This window comes from Janthinobacterium sp. P210006 (genome assembly GCF_036231885.1).
Classification (GTDB): domain Bacteria; phylum Pseudomonadota; class Gammaproteobacteria; order Burkholderiales; family Burkholderiaceae_D; genus Janthinobacterium; species Janthinobacterium violaceinigrum.
In genome coordinates this window covers 500886-515856 of the sequence record NZ_JAZARD010000003.1, presented here as the reverse complement: position 1 = coordinate 515856, position 14971 = coordinate 500886, and the positions used below count along the sequence as shown (strand labels likewise).

The following is a 14971-nucleotide window of genomic DNA, read 5'->3' as shown; positions in this document are numbered from 1 at the left end:
ATCCCTCATGAAAGTGCGCGCCAGTCTACACAGGGGGCCGCGGGCTGTCCAGCCGCGCGCCGCCCGTCAGGGCGCCTGCAGGATCTGTTCCAGCAAAACGGGCAGGGGCTGGCGGATATCGAGCACGATGCCGGCCTCGTCTGCCTGCAGCGGCTGCAGGGTGCGCAACTGGCTGTCGAGCAGGCTGGGCGGCATGAAATGGCCGGGCCGCTGCATGCGGCGTTCCAGCACGTCGCGGGGGCCGTCCAGGTGGACAAAGCGCAGGGCCGGGTCGCCTTCGCGCAGCACGTCGCGGTAGGCGCGCTTCAGGGCGGAACAGGACACCACGAGGCCGCCGCCTTGCGCGCGGGCCGCGGCGATGCGCTGGCGCAGGGCGGCCAGCCAGCCGGCCCGGTCGGCATCGTCGAGCGCCATGCCGGCCGCCATCTTGGCCACGTTTTCCGGGGAGTGCACGTCGTCGCCCTCCACATAGGGCACGCCCAGCGCGCCGGCCAGCAGGGTGCCGACGGCGCTCTTGCCGCAGCCGGACGCGCCCATCACGACCCAGCGCACGGCGGGCGCGCCCACGCTCATGGCGCCGAGACGATGACGGTGACGCGGCGGTTTTCCGCCTTGCCCGTCTTGCTGGCGTTCGAGGCCACGGGCTTGCTCATGCCCAGGCCCTTGACGATGATGTTGTCGCGTGGAATGCCCGAGGCGCTCATGGCGTCGGCCACCACGTTGGCGCGCGCCAGCGACAGCTTGTTGTTGTACGCTTCCGTGCCTTCGTTATCCGTATGGCCTTCCACGCGCATGTGGGTAATGCCCACTTTCAGCAGGGCCGCGCTGATTTTCTGGATGGCGGTGCGGCTGGGCGGCGTCAGCTTGGCTGCGTCGAATTCGAACAGCAGCTTGTCGGTAAAGCTCAGTTCCCAGCCTTCGTCCGTCTGGTTGAAGCCCTGTTCCTTCAAGGTGGCGACTTGCTCGGCGTTGAACAGCGGTTTTTTCTCGGGCGTGCTCTGGCAGGCGGCCAGCAGGCCCAGCATGAACAGACCGAGGAAGCCGAGGCGTAATTGCTTGTAGAGGAATTGCATGGTGTTGCTCCTTGGGGGTCAGGGGTGAGTGTGGGGTTGCGGCAGGCGCGCCACCTGGCGCGTGCCGCGCTGCGCCTGCTTGGCGCGGTACATGGCTTCGTCCGCCGCGCCCACCAGCGAGGCGGCGTCGACGGCGTGATCGGGGAAGACGGCTACGCCGATCGTGAGCGAGCTGACGATGCTGTTGCCGGTAGGCAGTTCAATGGCTTGCGCCATGGCGGCGATGATGTTGTCGGCGATGTGCATGGCGTCGCTGCTGTTGCGCAGCGGCTTGAGCAGGATGGCGAATTCGTCGCCGCCCAGGCGCGCCACCAGGTCGCCTTCGCGCAATTGCTGCTTGATGCGCGCCGCGATCGTCACCAGCACGCGGTCGCCCGAGGCATGGCCGAAGGTATCGTTGATGTACTTGAAGCGGTCGCTGTCGAGGAACAGCACGGCCACCTTGCCATTGCCGATGCGCGCTTCGAGGATGGCGCGTTCCAGCTCTGCTTCCATGAAGGCGCGGTTCGACAAGCCCGTCAGGCTGTCGTGGTTGGCGCGGTGCGACAGCGAGGCGTTTTCCTTCTGCAGATGGCTTTGCCACGCTTCCAGTTCGTCGAGCAGGGCGTTGAAGTCGTCATTGAGCTGGTTCAGTTCGGCAATATTGGCCGGCGGCACGCGCAATTCGAACGAGCGGTCGCGCCGCACGCGGTGGGCCGTTTCCGCCAGGTGGCGCAGGGGCGAGGTGATTTCCGTTTCCATGCGGCGCGACAGGCGCACGGCCACGGCCAGGCTCAGCAACAGGCACGCCAGCAGGCAGGTCAGCCCGCTGAGCAGGAAGGGCAGCAGGCTGCGGCTGTGCGGCACCAGCTTGATGCTGCCGATCACCTGTTCGTCGTGGGCGATGGGGAAGGTCAGCGACTCGGGCAGCATCCAGCCCGTCAGCGCGCGTTCGATGTAGTAGCGGGTGCCGTGTTCGCCCCGTTCCCAGCGGGCCAGCACCTTGCCAGCCTTGTCGCTGACCTGCGCCCGGTCGATGTCTTCATTGACGCCGATCAGGGCCAGCGCTTCGCGGGCAGCCTGGGAGTCGCCAAAGACGACTGCCGCTTCCACCGTGTAGCTCATCGAACGGGCCACCAGGCGCAGGTTCTGGTCCGAATACACGCGCAGGGCCAGCAGGGCCACGGCCGTCAGGGTCAGGCCGGCCGCCAGCACGGCGATCAGCGATACGCTCAGGTGGGCGCGCCGCAGCACGCTGTCGAGCGTGGGGCGGGGTTTGCGCGCCAGCTGGCGGGGCAGGCTGGCGCTCATGGCGGCGGTCCCTTGCGACGTGCAATTTGCAAGGCGTTCGGATGCACGCGCAGGCCGCTGCGGGCGATGGCGTCGAGGTTGACGTCAAAGCCGATCTGCGCCTCGGACAGGCGCAGGCAGAACATGGTGCCCACGGTGCAGGACGTGCCCGGTTCGGCGACCGATAAAATCGGCTTGCCGATGACTTGCGCCAGCAGGTGCTCGCGTTCGCCCTCGGGCAGGCTGCCCAGGTAGACGACGTCGCATTCGCCGGCCGCGGCTGCCGCCGCCGGGATCTTCACGCGGATGCGCTGGCCCAGGCTGGACGCGGGCGTATCGACGATGGCCGCCCCGTAGCGGGGCGTGCCGAGCATGCAGACGCGCACTTCGGGGCGTGCCACGGGCCAGCGCACATAGCTGATGATGCCGAACAGGACCTGGGCCACCTCGGCCGGCCGCCGGGCGTCGGCCGCCGCGCCCGCCTGCGCCCCTGCCTGCGCCCATGCCGCGGCCGGCGCCAGTGCCACGCCGGCGAGCAGCGCGGCCAGCAGCACAGGGGCAAGCAGGACTGGCAGCGCGGTGCGCTGCCGGTGGCGGGGGGAGGAGGGCACGGCGTCGGGTGTCTTTATTCGGGTCGGGTGGCTAGTCAAATTGTTACTCTTCAGTACAGACTCTACGGAAGTCCATGCTGAAAGTAAATCACGGCGCTACGCCATACAACCTTGCATTATAAACACGAATGTTAAAACTTGCATTCCTTACCATGAGAATTACTTATCAACACTGCCGCGGCGGGCCAGAGTGTTGCTATTCTTCCAGTGTCGCTTCCAGCAAATCGATTTCGCGCAGCAGGCGCAAATGGATGGTGTCGTCCAGTTCGCCCGAGATGCGGCGGCGGAACAGTTCATCGCGCTCCGCGTTGAGCGCTTCCAGGCGCAGCGCCCGCTCGGTGCGGGCCAGTTCCTGCAGCCGCATCGCCTCGTCGTTGCTGCTTTCGCCATACGCGAGGCGGCGCCGGTAGGCTTCGATCAGGCGGTTGGCCGCCTCGGTGACGACTTGCTGCTTGTCATTCTTGTCGATGCCCTCGCAGACTTTTTCCAGCCGCGCGATGGCCGCCTCGGCGGCAGAGGCGCGGGCATTGCGCTCTTCCGTCGAGCGGCGCGCTGGCGGCGAGAACACCAGGCCCTTGGTCAGCAGGGGCAGGGTGACGCTGGCCAGTATCAGCGACAGCAGAATCACGCCCATGGCCAGGAAGATGACGAGGTCGCGCGCGGGGAAACGATTGCCGTCAGGCAAAAACAAGGGCAGGGTCAGGATGCCGGCCAGGGTCAGCGCGCCGCGCACGCCCGCAAACGAGGCCACCAGCAGCAACCGCAGGCTGGGGCGCGCCAGCAGGGCCGCGTCCTTCGGTTCGCCCGCCATTTTCTTGTGGTGCTTGAACAGGGTCAGCTTCATGGAGATGAAGACCCAGATGAAGCGCATGAAAGTCAGGCCCACCGTGATGGCGACGACGAACAGGGGCAGTTTCCAGGCGCTGCCGGCGCCCACTTCCATCGAGGCGGCAGGCAAGCCGGCAACGGTGGCGGGCAGCTGCGCGCCCAGCATGACGAAGATCACGCCGTTCAGGACCAGTTGCACGGTATCCCAGACGGCCTTGCGCTGGGTGCGCGTGGCGGCCAGCGGCCGGCCGATCAGGTCGGCGTAATGCATGGACACGCCCGCCGTGGCGGCGGCCAGGATGCCCGAGCCGTGGATTTGCTCGGCGCCCAGGTAGGCGGCAAACGGAATCAGGATGCTGATCAGGATCTGCAGGCCCGGCTCTTCGCCGACCTTGCTCACCAGCCATTTATTCGCCAGGCCCACGCCCCACGAGATGGCCAGGCCGATGACGATGCCGCCGCCCGCTTCCTGCAGGAAACTCAGCGAGGCGGCGCCGATGGAAAAGCCGCCCGTCATCATGGCGCCCACGGCAAACGTGAAACAGACGAGGCCCGAGGCGTCGTTGAGCAAGGATTCGCCTTCGAGGATGTGCATCAGGCGGGGCGGAATCGGGTTGCCGGCCGCAATCGCCGACACGGCCACGGGGTCCGTGGGCGACAGGATGGCGCCCAGCGCGAAGGCGACGGCCAGCGGCACGCTGGGAATCAGCCAATCGATGAAGAAACCCATGCCCAGCACGGTAAACAGCACGAGGCCGATGGCCAGCATCAGGATCGAGCGCGCATCGGAAAAGAAGGCGCCCTTGGGAATGCGCCAGCCATCGAGAAACAGCAGCGGCGGAATGAAGAGCAGGAAGAAGATGTCGGGATCGAGCGGCACTTGCACGCCAAACACGGCCAACCCCGTGCCGCCGGCGATCTGGATCAGGGGCAGCGGCAGCTTGACCCAGCGCGAGCGGGCGATGAAGCCGCACAGGACGACGGTCAGAACGAGGATGAGGATAATGGTAACGGTATGCATGAAGAGAGTGGCGGCGTGCTGAAACGCTGATTATAAGGTGCAGCCCGCTCGCGGCGTTGCCTGCGTGTCATTGCGTACATACAACAAGTCACAATCGCGGTAAGATTGTCACAATCTGCGCTACCGCCGCCGTCCGTGCGCGGCAGGCGCGTGCCCAGCCTTTTACCGGACTCCTGTTTTGCTCAAGAAAATCTTCACCGGCCTGCTGCTGTTGCTGGCACTGCTCATCGTGGCGGCGCTGGCTGCCTACCTGTATTACTGGCGTCCCGCGCTGGCGCCCGTCAACCCGCCTGCCGCCACGGCATTCTCCCCGCAAGTGGTGGAACGGGGGCGCATCCTGGCCGGCATGGGCAATTGCGCCGCCTGCCATACGGCCACGGGCGGCGCCGACTACGCGGGCGGCCACGGCCTGGCCACGCCATTTGGCACGATCTATGCAACGAATATCACGCCCGACACGCAGACGGGCATCGGCCGCTGGTCGCTGGCCGCGTTCCAGCGGGCCATGCGCGAAGGCGTGGGCCGCGATGGCGCCCACCTGTACCCGGTCTTCCCGTACACCCATTTCAGCCTCGTCTCGGAGACGGACCTGACGGCCCTGTACGCGTATTTCATGACGCGCCCGCCCGTGTACGCGGTTGCGCCCGCCAATACCGTGCCGTTTCCCTTGAATCTGCGGCCCTTGCAGGCGGGCTGGAAGTTGCTGTTTTTCAAGCCAGCGACATTCCAGCTTGATCCTGCGCAAGGCCTGGACTGGAACCGGGGCCGCTATCTGGCCGAAGGCCTGGCCCATTGCGCCGCCTGCCACACGCCGCGCAATGCGCTGGGCGCCGAGATCGCCGCTTCGTCCTACCTGGGCGCGTCCATCGATCGCTGGTATGCGCCGGCCTTGACCAGCGCCAACACGGCACCGCTGCCATGGACGCAGGATGAGCTGTATGCCTTCCTGCGCACGGGGGCGACGGCCCTGCACGGCGTGGCGGCCGGGCCCATGTCGGCCGTCGTGCACGAAGGCATGGGCGCGTCGCCCGATAGCGATATCCGCGCGCTGTCCGTGTATTTTGCCGGCGTCGCCGGCGTTGCCGGCGCTGCCGGGCGCAAGGTGGACGCCGACGCCGTGATCGAGGCGGGCATCGCCCGTTCGCAGCGGGTCAGCCTGGTCGACAACGACCGCGGCGCCAGCCTGTACGTGGCCGCCTGCGCGTCGTGCCATTCGAACAGCGACGGCCGGCCCGTGGCCCTGCGTCCGGAACTGAGCCTGAACAGCGCCGTCAGCGCGCCCGATCCCGCCAACCTGATCCAGGTGATATTGCACGGCATCGGCAAGGACGCGGCCATGCCCGGCGTGCTGATGCCCGGTTTTGCCGCCTCGCTGACGGACAACGACGTGGCCCAGCTGGCCGCCTATCTGCGCCGCAGCCGCAGCCACCAGCCCGCCTGGACGAACCTGGAAGGGGCCGTGGCGCGCGCGCGTGCCGCCGCCCGTGCGGCACCTGGTGCCGCCAAGTAATTACTGAAAGACATCATGCATACGATTATCGTCAATGGCCAGCCCTTCAGCACGGAAGTGGATGCCGAAACCCCGCTGCTGTGGGTGCTGCGCGACGAAGCCCATTTGACAGGCACCAAGTTTGGCTGCGGCATCGGCATGTGCGGCGCCTGCACCGTGCATGTGGATGGCCGCGCCATGCGCTCGTGCATCACCCCCATTGCCGCCGTGACGGGCTGCGCCATTACCACCATCGAAGGCTTGTCGCCGGACGGCACGCACGCGCTGCAGCGGGCGTGGGTCGCCACGCAGGCGCCCCAGTGCGGCTATTGCCAGTCGGGCCAGATCATGCAGGCCGCGACCTTGCTGCGCGACTATCCGCAGCCGACGGATGCGAATATCGATGCCGTCATGAGCGGCAACCTGTGCCGCTGCATGGCGTATGTGCGCATTCGCAAGGCCATCAAGCTGGCGGCCGGCATGCAGGAGGCGCCCGGTGTTTAAATTGCCGAAAGAAAATTCTGCTGCCCGTCCCAGCTCGCTGGGCCGGCGCGGTTTCTTGATCGCCGCCGCCGGCACGGGGTTTACTTTGGCCTTCCTGCGCGCCGACAGTTCCCTGGCCGACAGCAAGGTGGCGCGCGTGCCGCCTGCCAGGCCCGCCGCGCCCGTGTTCGACCCCAGCATCTGGTTCGAGATCGGCGGCGACGGCATCGTCACCGTGAATATCGCCAAGGCGGAAATGGGCCAGCACATCGGCACGGCCCTGGCGCGCATCGTGGCCGAGGAACTGGAAGCGGACTGGAGCAAGGTGCGCCTGCATTACGTGGACACGGACCCGAAATGGGGCTTGATGGTGACGGGCGGCAGCTGGTCCGTCTGGCAGAATTTCGACCCGCTCAGCCGCGCCGGTGCGGCGGGCCGCCTCGCGCTGGTCGAGGAGGGGGCGCGCCTGCTGCGCGTGCCCGTGTCCGCCTGCCACGCCAGGCTGGGCGCCGTGCATGGCCGGGGACGGTCGATCGGCTATGGCGAGATCGTGCTCCGTGGCAAGCTGGTGCGCCAGTACACGCCGGAACAATTGAAGGCCATCGTGCTGAAGACGCCGCAGCAGCGCAGCCTGATCGGCCAGAACGTGCAGGCGCTCGACATTCCCGCGAAAACGAATGGCACGGCCGTGTACGGCATCGATGCGCACGTCGAGGGCATGCTGTATGCGCGTCCGAAGATCCCGCCCACGCGCTACGGTTCAAAAGTGGTGTCCATCGACGACACGGCCGCGAAAAAGGTCAAGGGCTACCTGCGTTCGGTGGCCTTGCAGGACCCCAGCGGCACGGTGCCCGGCTGGGTCATGGTGGTGGCCGACACGTATGCGGCCGCCATGCGCGCGGCCGACCTGGTGCAGGTGAAATGGCGGGCCGGCGCGGCTGCCCACGTGTCGGAGCAGGATATCGTCAACTACGCCGCCAAGCAGCTGGCCGATGCGACGCTGGGCGCCCGCGTGGTCGACGACGACGGCGTGGAGCAGGCGTTCAAGGAGGCCAGCCTGCAACTGGAACGCCATTACACGACCAGCACCGTGCTGCATTTCCAGCTGGAACCCGTGAATGCCGTGGCGCAGGAAGTCGACGGCGTCTGGCACATCCATGCGGGCAACCAGTGGCAATCGCTGATCCTGCCCGTGCTGGCGCAGGCCCTGAAGGTGCCGGAAAGCCAGGTGATGCTGCATACCTATCTGCTGGGCGGCGGTTTCGGGCGGCGCCTCAATGGCGATTACTGCGTGCCGGCCGCGCTGGCCGCGCAAGCCGTGGGGCGTCCCGTCAAGATGATCTGCACGCGCTCCGACGACGCCCGTTTCGATTCGCCCCGTTCGCCGTCCGTGCAGCATGTGCGCATGGCGTTCGACGATGCGGGCAAGGTGTCGGCGATGGTGCACGAGGCCAGCGCGGGCTGGCCCACGCAAGCGATGATACCGGCCTTGCTGGCCAAGGATAAGCAGGGCCATCCGTATGACCCGTTCGCCATCGCCGGCGCCGACCACTGGTACACGGTGGGCGCGCAGCGCGTGCGGGCCGTGTCGAACGACCTGGCCAACAGCAGTTTCCGTCCCGGCTGGCTGCGCTCCGTGGGTCCCGGCTGGACGAATTGGGCCGTGGAAAGTTTTATGGATGAGGCGGCGCAGGCGGCCAAGGTCGATCCGCTGGCATTCCGTCTGTCCCTGCTGCAGGCGACGGGCCGCAATGCGGGCAGCGCGCCGAATGCCGTCGGCGGCGCCGCGCGCCTGGCCCACGTGCTGCAGCGGGTGGCGGACAAGGCTGGCTGGGGCACGGCCATGCCGCCCGACACGGGCCTGGGCATCGCCGCCACGTTCGGCCAGGAGCGCGACATGCCCACCTGGACGGCCTGCGTTGCCAGAGTGAAAGTGGACCGCAGCACTTGCATGGTGAAAGTCGAAAAGCTGTTCATGGTCATCGACGCGGGCAGCATCGTCGATCCCGATGGCGCGCTGGCCCAGGCGGAAGGGGGCGCCCTGTGGGGCGTGAGCATGGCCTTGCACGAAGGCACGGCTTTCCTCAATGGCGAAGTGAAGGATACCAACCTGAATACCTACACGCCCCTGCGCATGGCCGACGTGCCCGAGCTCGATATTGAATTTGTTGCCAGCACGCAAACGGCGACGGGCATGGGCGAGCCGCCGACGACGGCCGTGGCGCCCGCCATCGGCAACGCCATCTTTGCCGCCGTGGCGTCGCGCGTGCGGCATTTGCCGATCCGCCCGGAAGCCGTGCTGAAGGGGCTGGACCGGCACGGTGCCGTCTGATGCCGGCGCGCGGCAAATTTGCCGCGCGCCGCGCGTGAACGGACGCAGGCTGGTACACTAAGGCTTGCCGCTCAAGGCGCGCAGGCGGCGCCCGGTCCGGCAAAATCAGCGCAACAGCAGTGTGATTTCAGCTTGATGTGAGCTTGATCCCAGCTCGATAGCGGAGGCAGCCATGCAAGAACAATTTGTCAGCATCACAGCCGATGAACTTCAAATGGACGGCGTGCTTGAAATGCCCGAACGCCCGGTCGGCATCGTCCTGTTTGCCCACGGCGCGGGCGCCGATAGCGATTACCTGGGCGCCTCCAGCCACGCCACTTCCCAGGATTTCCTGCGAGCGGGCATCGCCACCTTGCGCTTCGACCAGGGCGGCGTCGAGCCTGGCGGCGGCAGCAATGGCCACGCGTATTTCGTGCGCAGCGATATCGTGCTGCTGGCGCGCCAGTTGGAAAAAGCCCTGGGCTGGCTGCAGATGGACCCGTCCACGCGGCGCCTGCCCTGCGGCCTGTACGGCTATGGCACCAGTGCGGCCGTGGTGATGCAGCTGGCAGCCTGGCGCAGCGGGGAAATCGCCGCGCTGGCCGTCTGCGATGGCCAGGTGGAAATGGCCGGCAAGGCGGCGCTGGAAAACGTGCGCGTGCCATCGTTGCTGATCGTGGGCGGGCGCGACCCCGACGTGGCGGGACTGAACCGCATGGCGTTCGCCACCTTGCGCTGCGACAAACAACTGGAACAGATCGCCGCGCCGGGCGGCCCCGACACGCGGCACCAGGCCGCCCTGCTGGCCACGGACTGGTACACGCGCCATTTCAACGGGCATACCAGCACCACGCAATAGGGCGGTCAGGCAAGGGCGCGCAGATTCCTCGCATGGAAGCGCACATGCTCTTCCATGAAGCTGGCGATGAAGTAATAGCCATGGTCATAGCCGGCATGGCGGCGCAGCTGCAATGGCTGGCCGGCGTCGCGGCACGCCGCCTCGAACACTTCCGGATACAGTTGCTCGGGCAGGAATTTGTCGGCCAGGCCCTGGTCGATCAAGATGCCTTCGGGAAATAGTGCGGGCTGGTCCTGCAGGCCGCGCATCAGCGCGCTGGCGTCGTACTGCTGCCAGCTGGCCGCGTCGCTGCCCAGGTAGCCCGTGAACGCCTTCTTGCCCCATGGACACTGGCTCGGTGCGGCGATGGGAGCGAAGGCGGAAACGGAACGGAACAGTTCCGGGTTGCGCAAGGCCAGCACCAGCGCGCCGTGGCCGCCCATCGAGTGGCCGAAAATGCCCGTGCGCTGCGCATCGATGGCCAGTTCCTGCTCCAGCAGGGCGCGCAGTTCCAGGATGTAGCTATACATGCGGTAATGGCTGTTCCATGGCGCCTCGGTGGCGTCCACGTAAAAGCCGGCGCCCACGCCGAAATCCCACGCGTCGCTCTCGCCCGCGATGTTTGCGCCGCGGGGGCTGGTGTCGGGCGCGATCAGGATCAGGCCTTCCTCGGCCGCCACGCGCTGGGCGCCGCCCTTGACCATGAAAGTTTCTTCCGTGCAGGTCAGGCCCGCCAGGTAAAACAGGGCGGGGCGTTTGGTGCTGGCCGTGGCGCCTGGCGCCGTGTCCGGAATGAAGGCCGAGAAACGCATGGGCAAGCCGATGGCTTGCGCGTCGTGGCGATAAAAGCGTTGTACGCCGCCAAAACAGGCGTGTTCACTCAACAGTTCCAGCATGAATTCTCCTCGTCAATCCCATAGTATAGCGAGAGTGACGCCGCGACGAGCGGGGATCAGTCCAGCATGGCCGTTAATGCAGGCAAGATGTCCTGTGCCGGCGCTTCCGTCTTGAATGCCAGCAAATGGTCGGCGCGCGTCTTGCCCAGGTTGATGGCGGCCACGGGCTTGCCCGTTTCGGCCGCCATGCGGCACAGGCGAAAGCTGGAATACACCATGACGGACGAGCCGACCACCAGCAGGGCGCTGGCGCCGCGCATCTTGTTCTCGGCCTCGGCCGCGCAGGCGGCGGGCACGCCATCGCCGAAAAACACCACGTCGGGCTGCAGGGTGCCGCCGCAGCGGGGACAGGCGGGCACGTGGAAGGCGGCCAGTTGCGACGGCTCCAGCAAGGCATCGCCGTCGGGTGCCGGCGTGGCTGTGGCACCCAGCATCTGCGGGTTGTCCCGTTCGAGCTGATCCTGGATCAGGCGGCGCGTGTGGCGCGCCTGGCAATCGAGGCAGACCACGCCATGTATGCTGCCGTGCAGTTCCGTGACGGCGGCGCTGCCTGCCTGCTGATGCAGGCCATCCACGTTTTGCGTGACCAGGCCGCCGATGCGCTGGCGCTGGCCCAGTTGCGCGATGGCCAGGTGGCCCGGATTCGGCACGGCGCGCGCCAGGGCCGGCCAGCCCACCATGCTGCGCGCCCAGTAGCGGCGGCGCACGGCTTCCTGGCGGCGAAAATCGGGGCCTTGCACGGGAGCGTTGCCATGCCGCACGCCTTCCGTGTCGCGGTAGGCGGGAATGCCGGACGCCGTGCTGATGCCGGCGCCCGTCAGCAGCAGCACGTCGGGATGGCGGTGCAGGAACTGCGCCAGCTGCTCGAGGGCGGGCGTGTCGCTGGCGTGACGCTGGCTGGCGGTGGAAAAGTTTTGCATGATGCGCCATGCTAACCGAAAAGCACGGCGCCGTTGCAAGGGGGCTTACTCCAGCTTCATGCCGAAACGCTGCAGCCGCGGCTGCCAATGCTCCTCGATGTTGGCCGAGACGAGGATGCGTTCGGCCTTGCCGATGAGCAAATTGCGGGGCACAAAGCCGAAATAGCGCGAGTCGGCGCTGTTGTCGCGGTTATCGCCCAGCATGAGGAAATGGTCGGCCGGCACCGTCACGGGAGCAAAGCTGCGCGCGGCGCCTGCGATCTGCGGCAAGACCTGGATGCGGTGCTGCTCGGTCTGGTTGCGCTCGCGGATGCGCTGGGCCGTCAGCTGGCCCACGTGGGCGATGGTTTCAGGCGCCGTATCGAGCGCCGTGTAGTGGGCGGGCTGGCCGTTGATGACCAGCTGTTCCTCGCGCATTTCCACCGTGTCGCCGGGCAGGGCGATGATGCGCTTGATCAGCCGCGTGCCGTCTTTCGGCGAGGAAAAGGTGACGATGTCGCCCCGCTGCGGTTCGGCCAGGCGCTGCAGCACGATGTCGGTCAGCGGCACTTTCAGGTTGAAGGCCAGGCGGTTGACGAAGACCACGTCGCCTTCGAGCAGGTTGGGGCGCATGGATGCCGAGGGGATGGGATTCCAGTCTGCCACGGCCGTGCGGAACACGCCGAACAGCAGGAGAAACATCAAAAAACCTTTGTTTGCGCGCATCCATGTGCTCATAGCGGTTCTTTCGCCGGGCGGTACCCGTGATGGTGAAGGGAGGCGCCATTGCCGCTGGCGCCCTATCACGATGCACGGCGAGACTGAAGCGAGTCTTAAACGAGGGCAATGGAGACGCCCATGCGCAGGCAAATGGCAGCGAAGGCGTGCGCGATGGCGTGCCGCTGTTGCGTGCACGCATCATCCTGCCCTAGCGATGCTGGCACGGTGTATGCGTGTCGTCGTTGCCATTTGGCAGGCGCTTGCTGTGCATGTCATCCCACAGCTCGCCGAGCGCCATCAGCAGGCCGCCGGCCACGAAGGGGATCGCCACCAGCCATGGAATGGTGTCGAGCCAGGGACCGAGCAGGATGGCCGAGGCCACGGCGATGACGATGGCGCTGTACCAGAAGCGGCGCGGATGCTGGAGCGTGAACAGGTAGTGAAGGTCGTTCATAAATCCTCCTTGGTGAGTATGCGGAACAGCCGGGCTGCCAGAATGCTGCTGACGGCGATAACGATGCAGCCGTCCAGGAAAAACAGCACCTTGCCAACCAGGTGCATGCCCTGTATGAGGTAGGTGGGCAGTTCCCGCGCTTCCGCCCACTGCGTCATGCGTGCCAGCACGATGGCGGCCGCAAAGATAACGACGGCCAATGCCAGCACCAGCAGCACGTGTTCGAACAGGCGTAGCCGCAATTTCATGTTGGATGTGTCAAGGTGTGGAAGATTCCTGGACCTTGACGTTATCAGTCCAATATCACGCTGCTTTGCGTTGTGACAAAGTCGCAAGCGATAGCCTGAAAACTGCGTTGGCGCCGGAACATGCGGCTATTGGAACGCCTTGATGACGGCGTCCAGCTTGACCTTCAGCGACTTGTCGTGCGCGTGGATGGGTGGCACTTCGCGCGGCACGCCCAGCAACTGGTAGACGGCGGTCTGCGCCGCGCGCACCGAGTATTCCACGGTGAACACGACATCGTCGGCGATTTCCACGAACTGGCTGACGAAGGCCAGGTTGACGGAGCCGGCCGGCACGGGCAGGGGACGGTCGCCTTTCGCGCGGGGCATGAACATGCTGGTGATGTAAGGCATGCGGCAAGGAATGCAGTTGGCCGTGGCCATGATGTCGAGGTCGAAGTTCAGGTGGCCGCACAGCTCGCGCAGGATGTCTGCGCCGCTGCAGTCGGACATGGGCTTGGCGACGAAGTTGCCGACGCGATCAGGGTGCAGCGCATAGCCCCAGAACACGTGCACGCCCGCGGGCTGGCCGGCGAAGTGGGGCTGGTGCGCCAGCACGATGGACATGAGCCAGTTGCTGTCCTTGAAGGTGACGAGGCCGCCCGTGCCCGCGCTGTTGCCCGTAAATTGCTCCATCCGCTCGAAGAAGGCGCCGTCCTTCAGGGTGACCGTGTACGAGGCCCAGTACGATTCGGGGATGCTGCTGTTGAAGGCGGCCGGGCGGCCCAGTGCCGTCCGGCCCTCGGCCAGCTTTTCCCACAGGCGCCAGCCTTGGCTGTCGTTCTTCGTGCGCCGTGCCGGGGCGACGTGCATGCTGCCATAGCTCGAGGCATCCGTCATCGAGGCATTCTGGAAAAAGACCAGGTCGCTGTCGGCGACAGGAATCACGTCGGCCAGGCCGCGGCGCTGGCAGGCGATGGCGGTGGCGCTCAGGCGGCCGTCGCATTCCTGTATGGCGATATCGGTCACCGTGCAATCCATGATCAGGTTCACGCCCTGCTCCTGCAGCCACGCGACCAGCGGGCGCACCAGCGAATCGTACTGGTTGTAGACGGTACGCTTGACGCCGGCCAGGGTGTCGATGCGCGAAAACTCCAGCATGAAGCGGTGCAGGTAGCGCTTGAACTCGACGGCGCTGTGCCAGGGCTGGAAGGCAAACGTGGTGGCCCACATATACCAGAACGGGGTGTCGAAGAATGCGGGCGAGAGCCAGTCCGTGATGGCGCTGCTGCCCAGCGTGTCTTCGTCCGCTTCCGCCAGTTTCAGCAATTCCAGCCTGTCCTGCATGGAAAAGCCCATGCTGCTGACATCGACCTTGAAACGGTTGCGGTCGACCAGGCGCGCGCGCGAGTGGGGCAGGTGCCGTTCATTGAAGGCGATGGTTTCGTCGTAGACGCTCTGGCCCGCATGCTCGAGCGAGGGGATGCTCTTGAACAAGTCCCACGTGCATTCATAGTTGTCGGTGGTCAGCATGCGGCCCCCGCGCAAGGTGTAGCCATCGTCGGCATTGCCGCCGCCATCGAGGCTGCCGCCGGTCACGGGCGAGGCTTCGAAGATGGTGATGTTGCTGCCTTGCATGCCCCCGTCGCGTATCATGAACGCGGCCGCGGCCAGCGCGCCGATGCCGCCGCCGACGAGGTAGGCTTTTTTGTCTGTAGTGCGCATGGTGTTCCCTGAGTGTGAGTGCATCCGCGTGCGCGAAAAGCGGGCAGGCGGCATGGCCGGTGCTGCGCCATATTTGCCTATTTTACAACACCAGAGGGAGGGAGCCCGTTCGATCGAGCAATTGCTCGGT

15 protein-coding genes are annotated in these 14971 nt (G+C 66.2%); 4 read left to right on the top strand and 11 right to left on the bottom strand.

The genetic code is table 11. From position 1 onward, the window contains the following. Positions 1 to 66: 66 nt before the first annotated feature. The 5 genes from VPH41_RS16320 to VPH41_RS16300 form a co-directional block, all read right to left on the bottom strand. Complete coding sequence (locus VPH41_RS16320; protein ID WP_328570795.1) at positions 67 to 573, bottom strand: gluconokinase; 507 nt, start codon at positions 571 to 573, stop codon at positions 67 to 69. After that, positions 570 to 1073, bottom strand: coding sequence for an OmpA family protein (locus tag VPH41_RS16315; RefSeq protein WP_152282738.1), 504 nt, complete (start codon positions 1071 to 1073; stop codon positions 570 to 572). Before VPH41_RS16315 ends, VPH41_RS16320 begins: the two co-directional genes overlap by 4 nt. Before the next feature lie 18 nt (positions 1074 to 1091). Beyond that, on the bottom strand, positions 1092 to 2363 hold the full coding sequence (locus VPH41_RS16310) for a diguanylate cyclase domain-containing protein (RefSeq protein WP_152282739.1): 1272 nt from the start codon (positions 2361 to 2363) through the stop codon (positions 1092 to 1094). Further along, positions 2360 to 2953 (bottom strand): YfiR family protein, encoded by a 594-nt coding sequence (locus VPH41_RS16305; protein WP_328570794.1) that lies wholly within the window; start codon positions 2951 to 2953, stop codon positions 2360 to 2362. The genes VPH41_RS16310 and VPH41_RS16305 overlap by 4 nt, the downstream gene beginning before the upstream one ends. A 196-nt stretch (positions 2954 to 3149) precedes the next feature. Then, a complete protein-coding gene (locus VPH41_RS16300; protein ID WP_152282740.1) occupies positions 3150 to 4802 on the bottom strand; it encodes a Na+/H+ antiporter in 1653 nt (550 codons plus the stop codon). A 178-nt stretch (positions 4803 to 4980) separates the two neighbouring features. On the opposite strand from VPH41_RS16300, the gene VPH41_RS16295 reads away from it, so the two are divergent. The 4 genes from VPH41_RS16295 to VPH41_RS16280 all read left to right on the top strand — a co-directional run bounded on the left by VPH41_RS16295 (position 4981) and on the right by VPH41_RS16280 (position 9944). Continuing rightward, complete coding sequence (locus tag VPH41_RS16295) at positions 4981 to 6312, top strand: cytochrome c (protein ID WP_328570793.1); 1332 nt, start codon at positions 4981 to 4983, stop codon at positions 6310 to 6312. Between the two features lie 15 nt (positions 6313 to 6327). Then, positions 6328 to 6795 (top strand): (2Fe-2S)-binding protein, encoded by a 468-nt coding sequence (locus VPH41_RS16290; RefSeq protein WP_152256020.1) that lies wholly within the window; start codon positions 6328 to 6330, stop codon positions 6793 to 6795. Next, complete coding sequence (locus tag VPH41_RS16285) at positions 6788 to 9106, top strand: xanthine dehydrogenase family protein molybdopterin-binding subunit (protein ID WP_328570792.1); 2319 nt, start codon at positions 6788 to 6790, stop codon at positions 9104 to 9106. Before VPH41_RS16290 ends, VPH41_RS16285 begins: the two co-directional genes overlap by 8 nt. Positions 9107 to 9278: 172 nt before the next feature. After that, complete coding sequence (locus VPH41_RS16280) at positions 9279 to 9944, top strand: dienelactone hydrolase family protein (protein WP_287773257.1); 666 nt, start codon at positions 9279 to 9281, stop codon at positions 9942 to 9944. 5 nt (positions 9945 to 9949) lie between these two features. On the opposite strand, the gene fghA is transcribed toward VPH41_RS16280, so the two are convergent. The 6 genes from fghA to VPH41_RS16250 form a co-directional block, all read right to left on the bottom strand. Beyond that, positions 9950 to 10819, bottom strand: a complete 870-nt coding sequence (gene fghA / locus VPH41_RS16275; protein WP_328570791.1) for an S-formylglutathione hydrolase — start codon at positions 10817 to 10819, stop codon at positions 9950 to 9952. A gap of 56 nt (positions 10820 to 10875) precedes the next feature. Next, positions 10876 to 11739 carry an NAD-dependent protein deacetylase gene (locus VPH41_RS16270; RefSeq protein WP_328570790.1) on the bottom strand — a complete coding sequence of 288 codons (864 nt, stop codon included), beginning with the start codon at positions 11737 to 11739 and terminating at the stop codon, positions 10876 to 10878. 45 nt (positions 11740 to 11784) lie between these two features. Beyond that, positions 11785 to 12456, bottom strand: coding sequence for a signal peptidase I (gene lepB, locus VPH41_RS16265; protein WP_328570789.1), 672 nt, complete (start codon positions 12454 to 12456; stop codon positions 11785 to 11787). Between the two features lie 190 nt (positions 12457 to 12646). After that, entirely contained in the window at positions 12647 to 12892 is a 246-nt protein-coding gene (locus tag VPH41_RS16260; protein WP_152282747.1) for a hypothetical protein, read from the bottom strand. Then, the gene (locus VPH41_RS16255; RefSeq protein ID WP_152282748.1) at positions 12889 to 13140 is read right to left on the bottom strand and encodes a hypothetical protein; all 252 of its coding nucleotides are present in this window, start codon (positions 13138 to 13140) and stop codon (positions 12889 to 12891) included. The genes VPH41_RS16260 and VPH41_RS16255 overlap by 4 nt, the downstream gene beginning before the upstream one ends. Positions 13141 to 13266: 126 nt before the next feature. Further along, positions 13267 to 14865 (bottom strand): oleate hydratase, encoded by a 1599-nt coding sequence (locus tag VPH41_RS16250; protein WP_328570788.1) that lies wholly within the window; start codon positions 14863 to 14865, stop codon positions 13267 to 13269. Positions 14866 to 14971 lie beyond the last annotated feature (106 nt).

Coding starts and splice junctions, on each gene's coding strand:
- VPH41_RS16320 (WP_328570795.1), bottom strand. CDS start 573: ATGAGCGTGGGCGCGCCCGCCGTGCGCTGGGTCGTGATGGGCGCGTCC.
- VPH41_RS16315 (WP_152282738.1), bottom strand. CDS start 1,073: ATGCAATTCCTCTACAAGCAATTACGCCTCGGCTTCCTCGGTCTGTTC.
- VPH41_RS16310 (WP_152282739.1), bottom strand. CDS start 2,363: ATGAGCGCCAGCCTGCCCCGCCAGCTGGCGCGCAAACCCCGCCCCACG.
- VPH41_RS16300 (WP_152282740.1), bottom strand. CDS start 4,802: ATGCATACCGTTACCATTATCCTCATCCTCGTTCTGACCGTCGTCCTG.
- VPH41_RS16290 (WP_152256020.1), top strand. CDS start 6,328: ATGCATACGATTATCGTCAATGGCCAGCCCTTCAGCACGGAAGTGGAT.
- VPH41_RS16280 (WP_287773257.1), top strand. CDS start 9,279: ATGCAAGAACAATTTGTCAGCATCACAGCCGATGAACTTCAAATGGAC.
- fghA (WP_328570791.1), bottom strand. CDS start 10,819: ATGCTGGAACTGTTGAGTGAACACGCCTGTTTTGGCGGCGTACAACGC.
- VPH41_RS16270 (WP_328570790.1), bottom strand. CDS start 11,739: ATGCAAAACTTTTCCACCGCCAGCCAGCGTCACGCCAGCGACACGCCC.
- lepB (WP_328570789.1), bottom strand. CDS start 12,456: ATGAGCACATGGATGCGCGCAAACAAAGGTTTTTTGATGTTTCTCCTG.
- VPH41_RS16260 (WP_152282747.1), bottom strand. CDS start 12,892: ATGAACGACCTTCACTACCTGTTCACGCTCCAGCATCCGCGCCGCTTC.
- VPH41_RS16255 (WP_152282748.1), bottom strand. CDS start 13,140: ATGAAATTGCGGCTACGCCTGTTCGAACACGTGCTGCTGGTGCTGGCA.
- VPH41_RS16250 (WP_328570788.1), bottom strand. CDS start 14,865: ATGCACTCACACTCAGGGAACACCATGCGCACTACAGACAAAAAAGCC.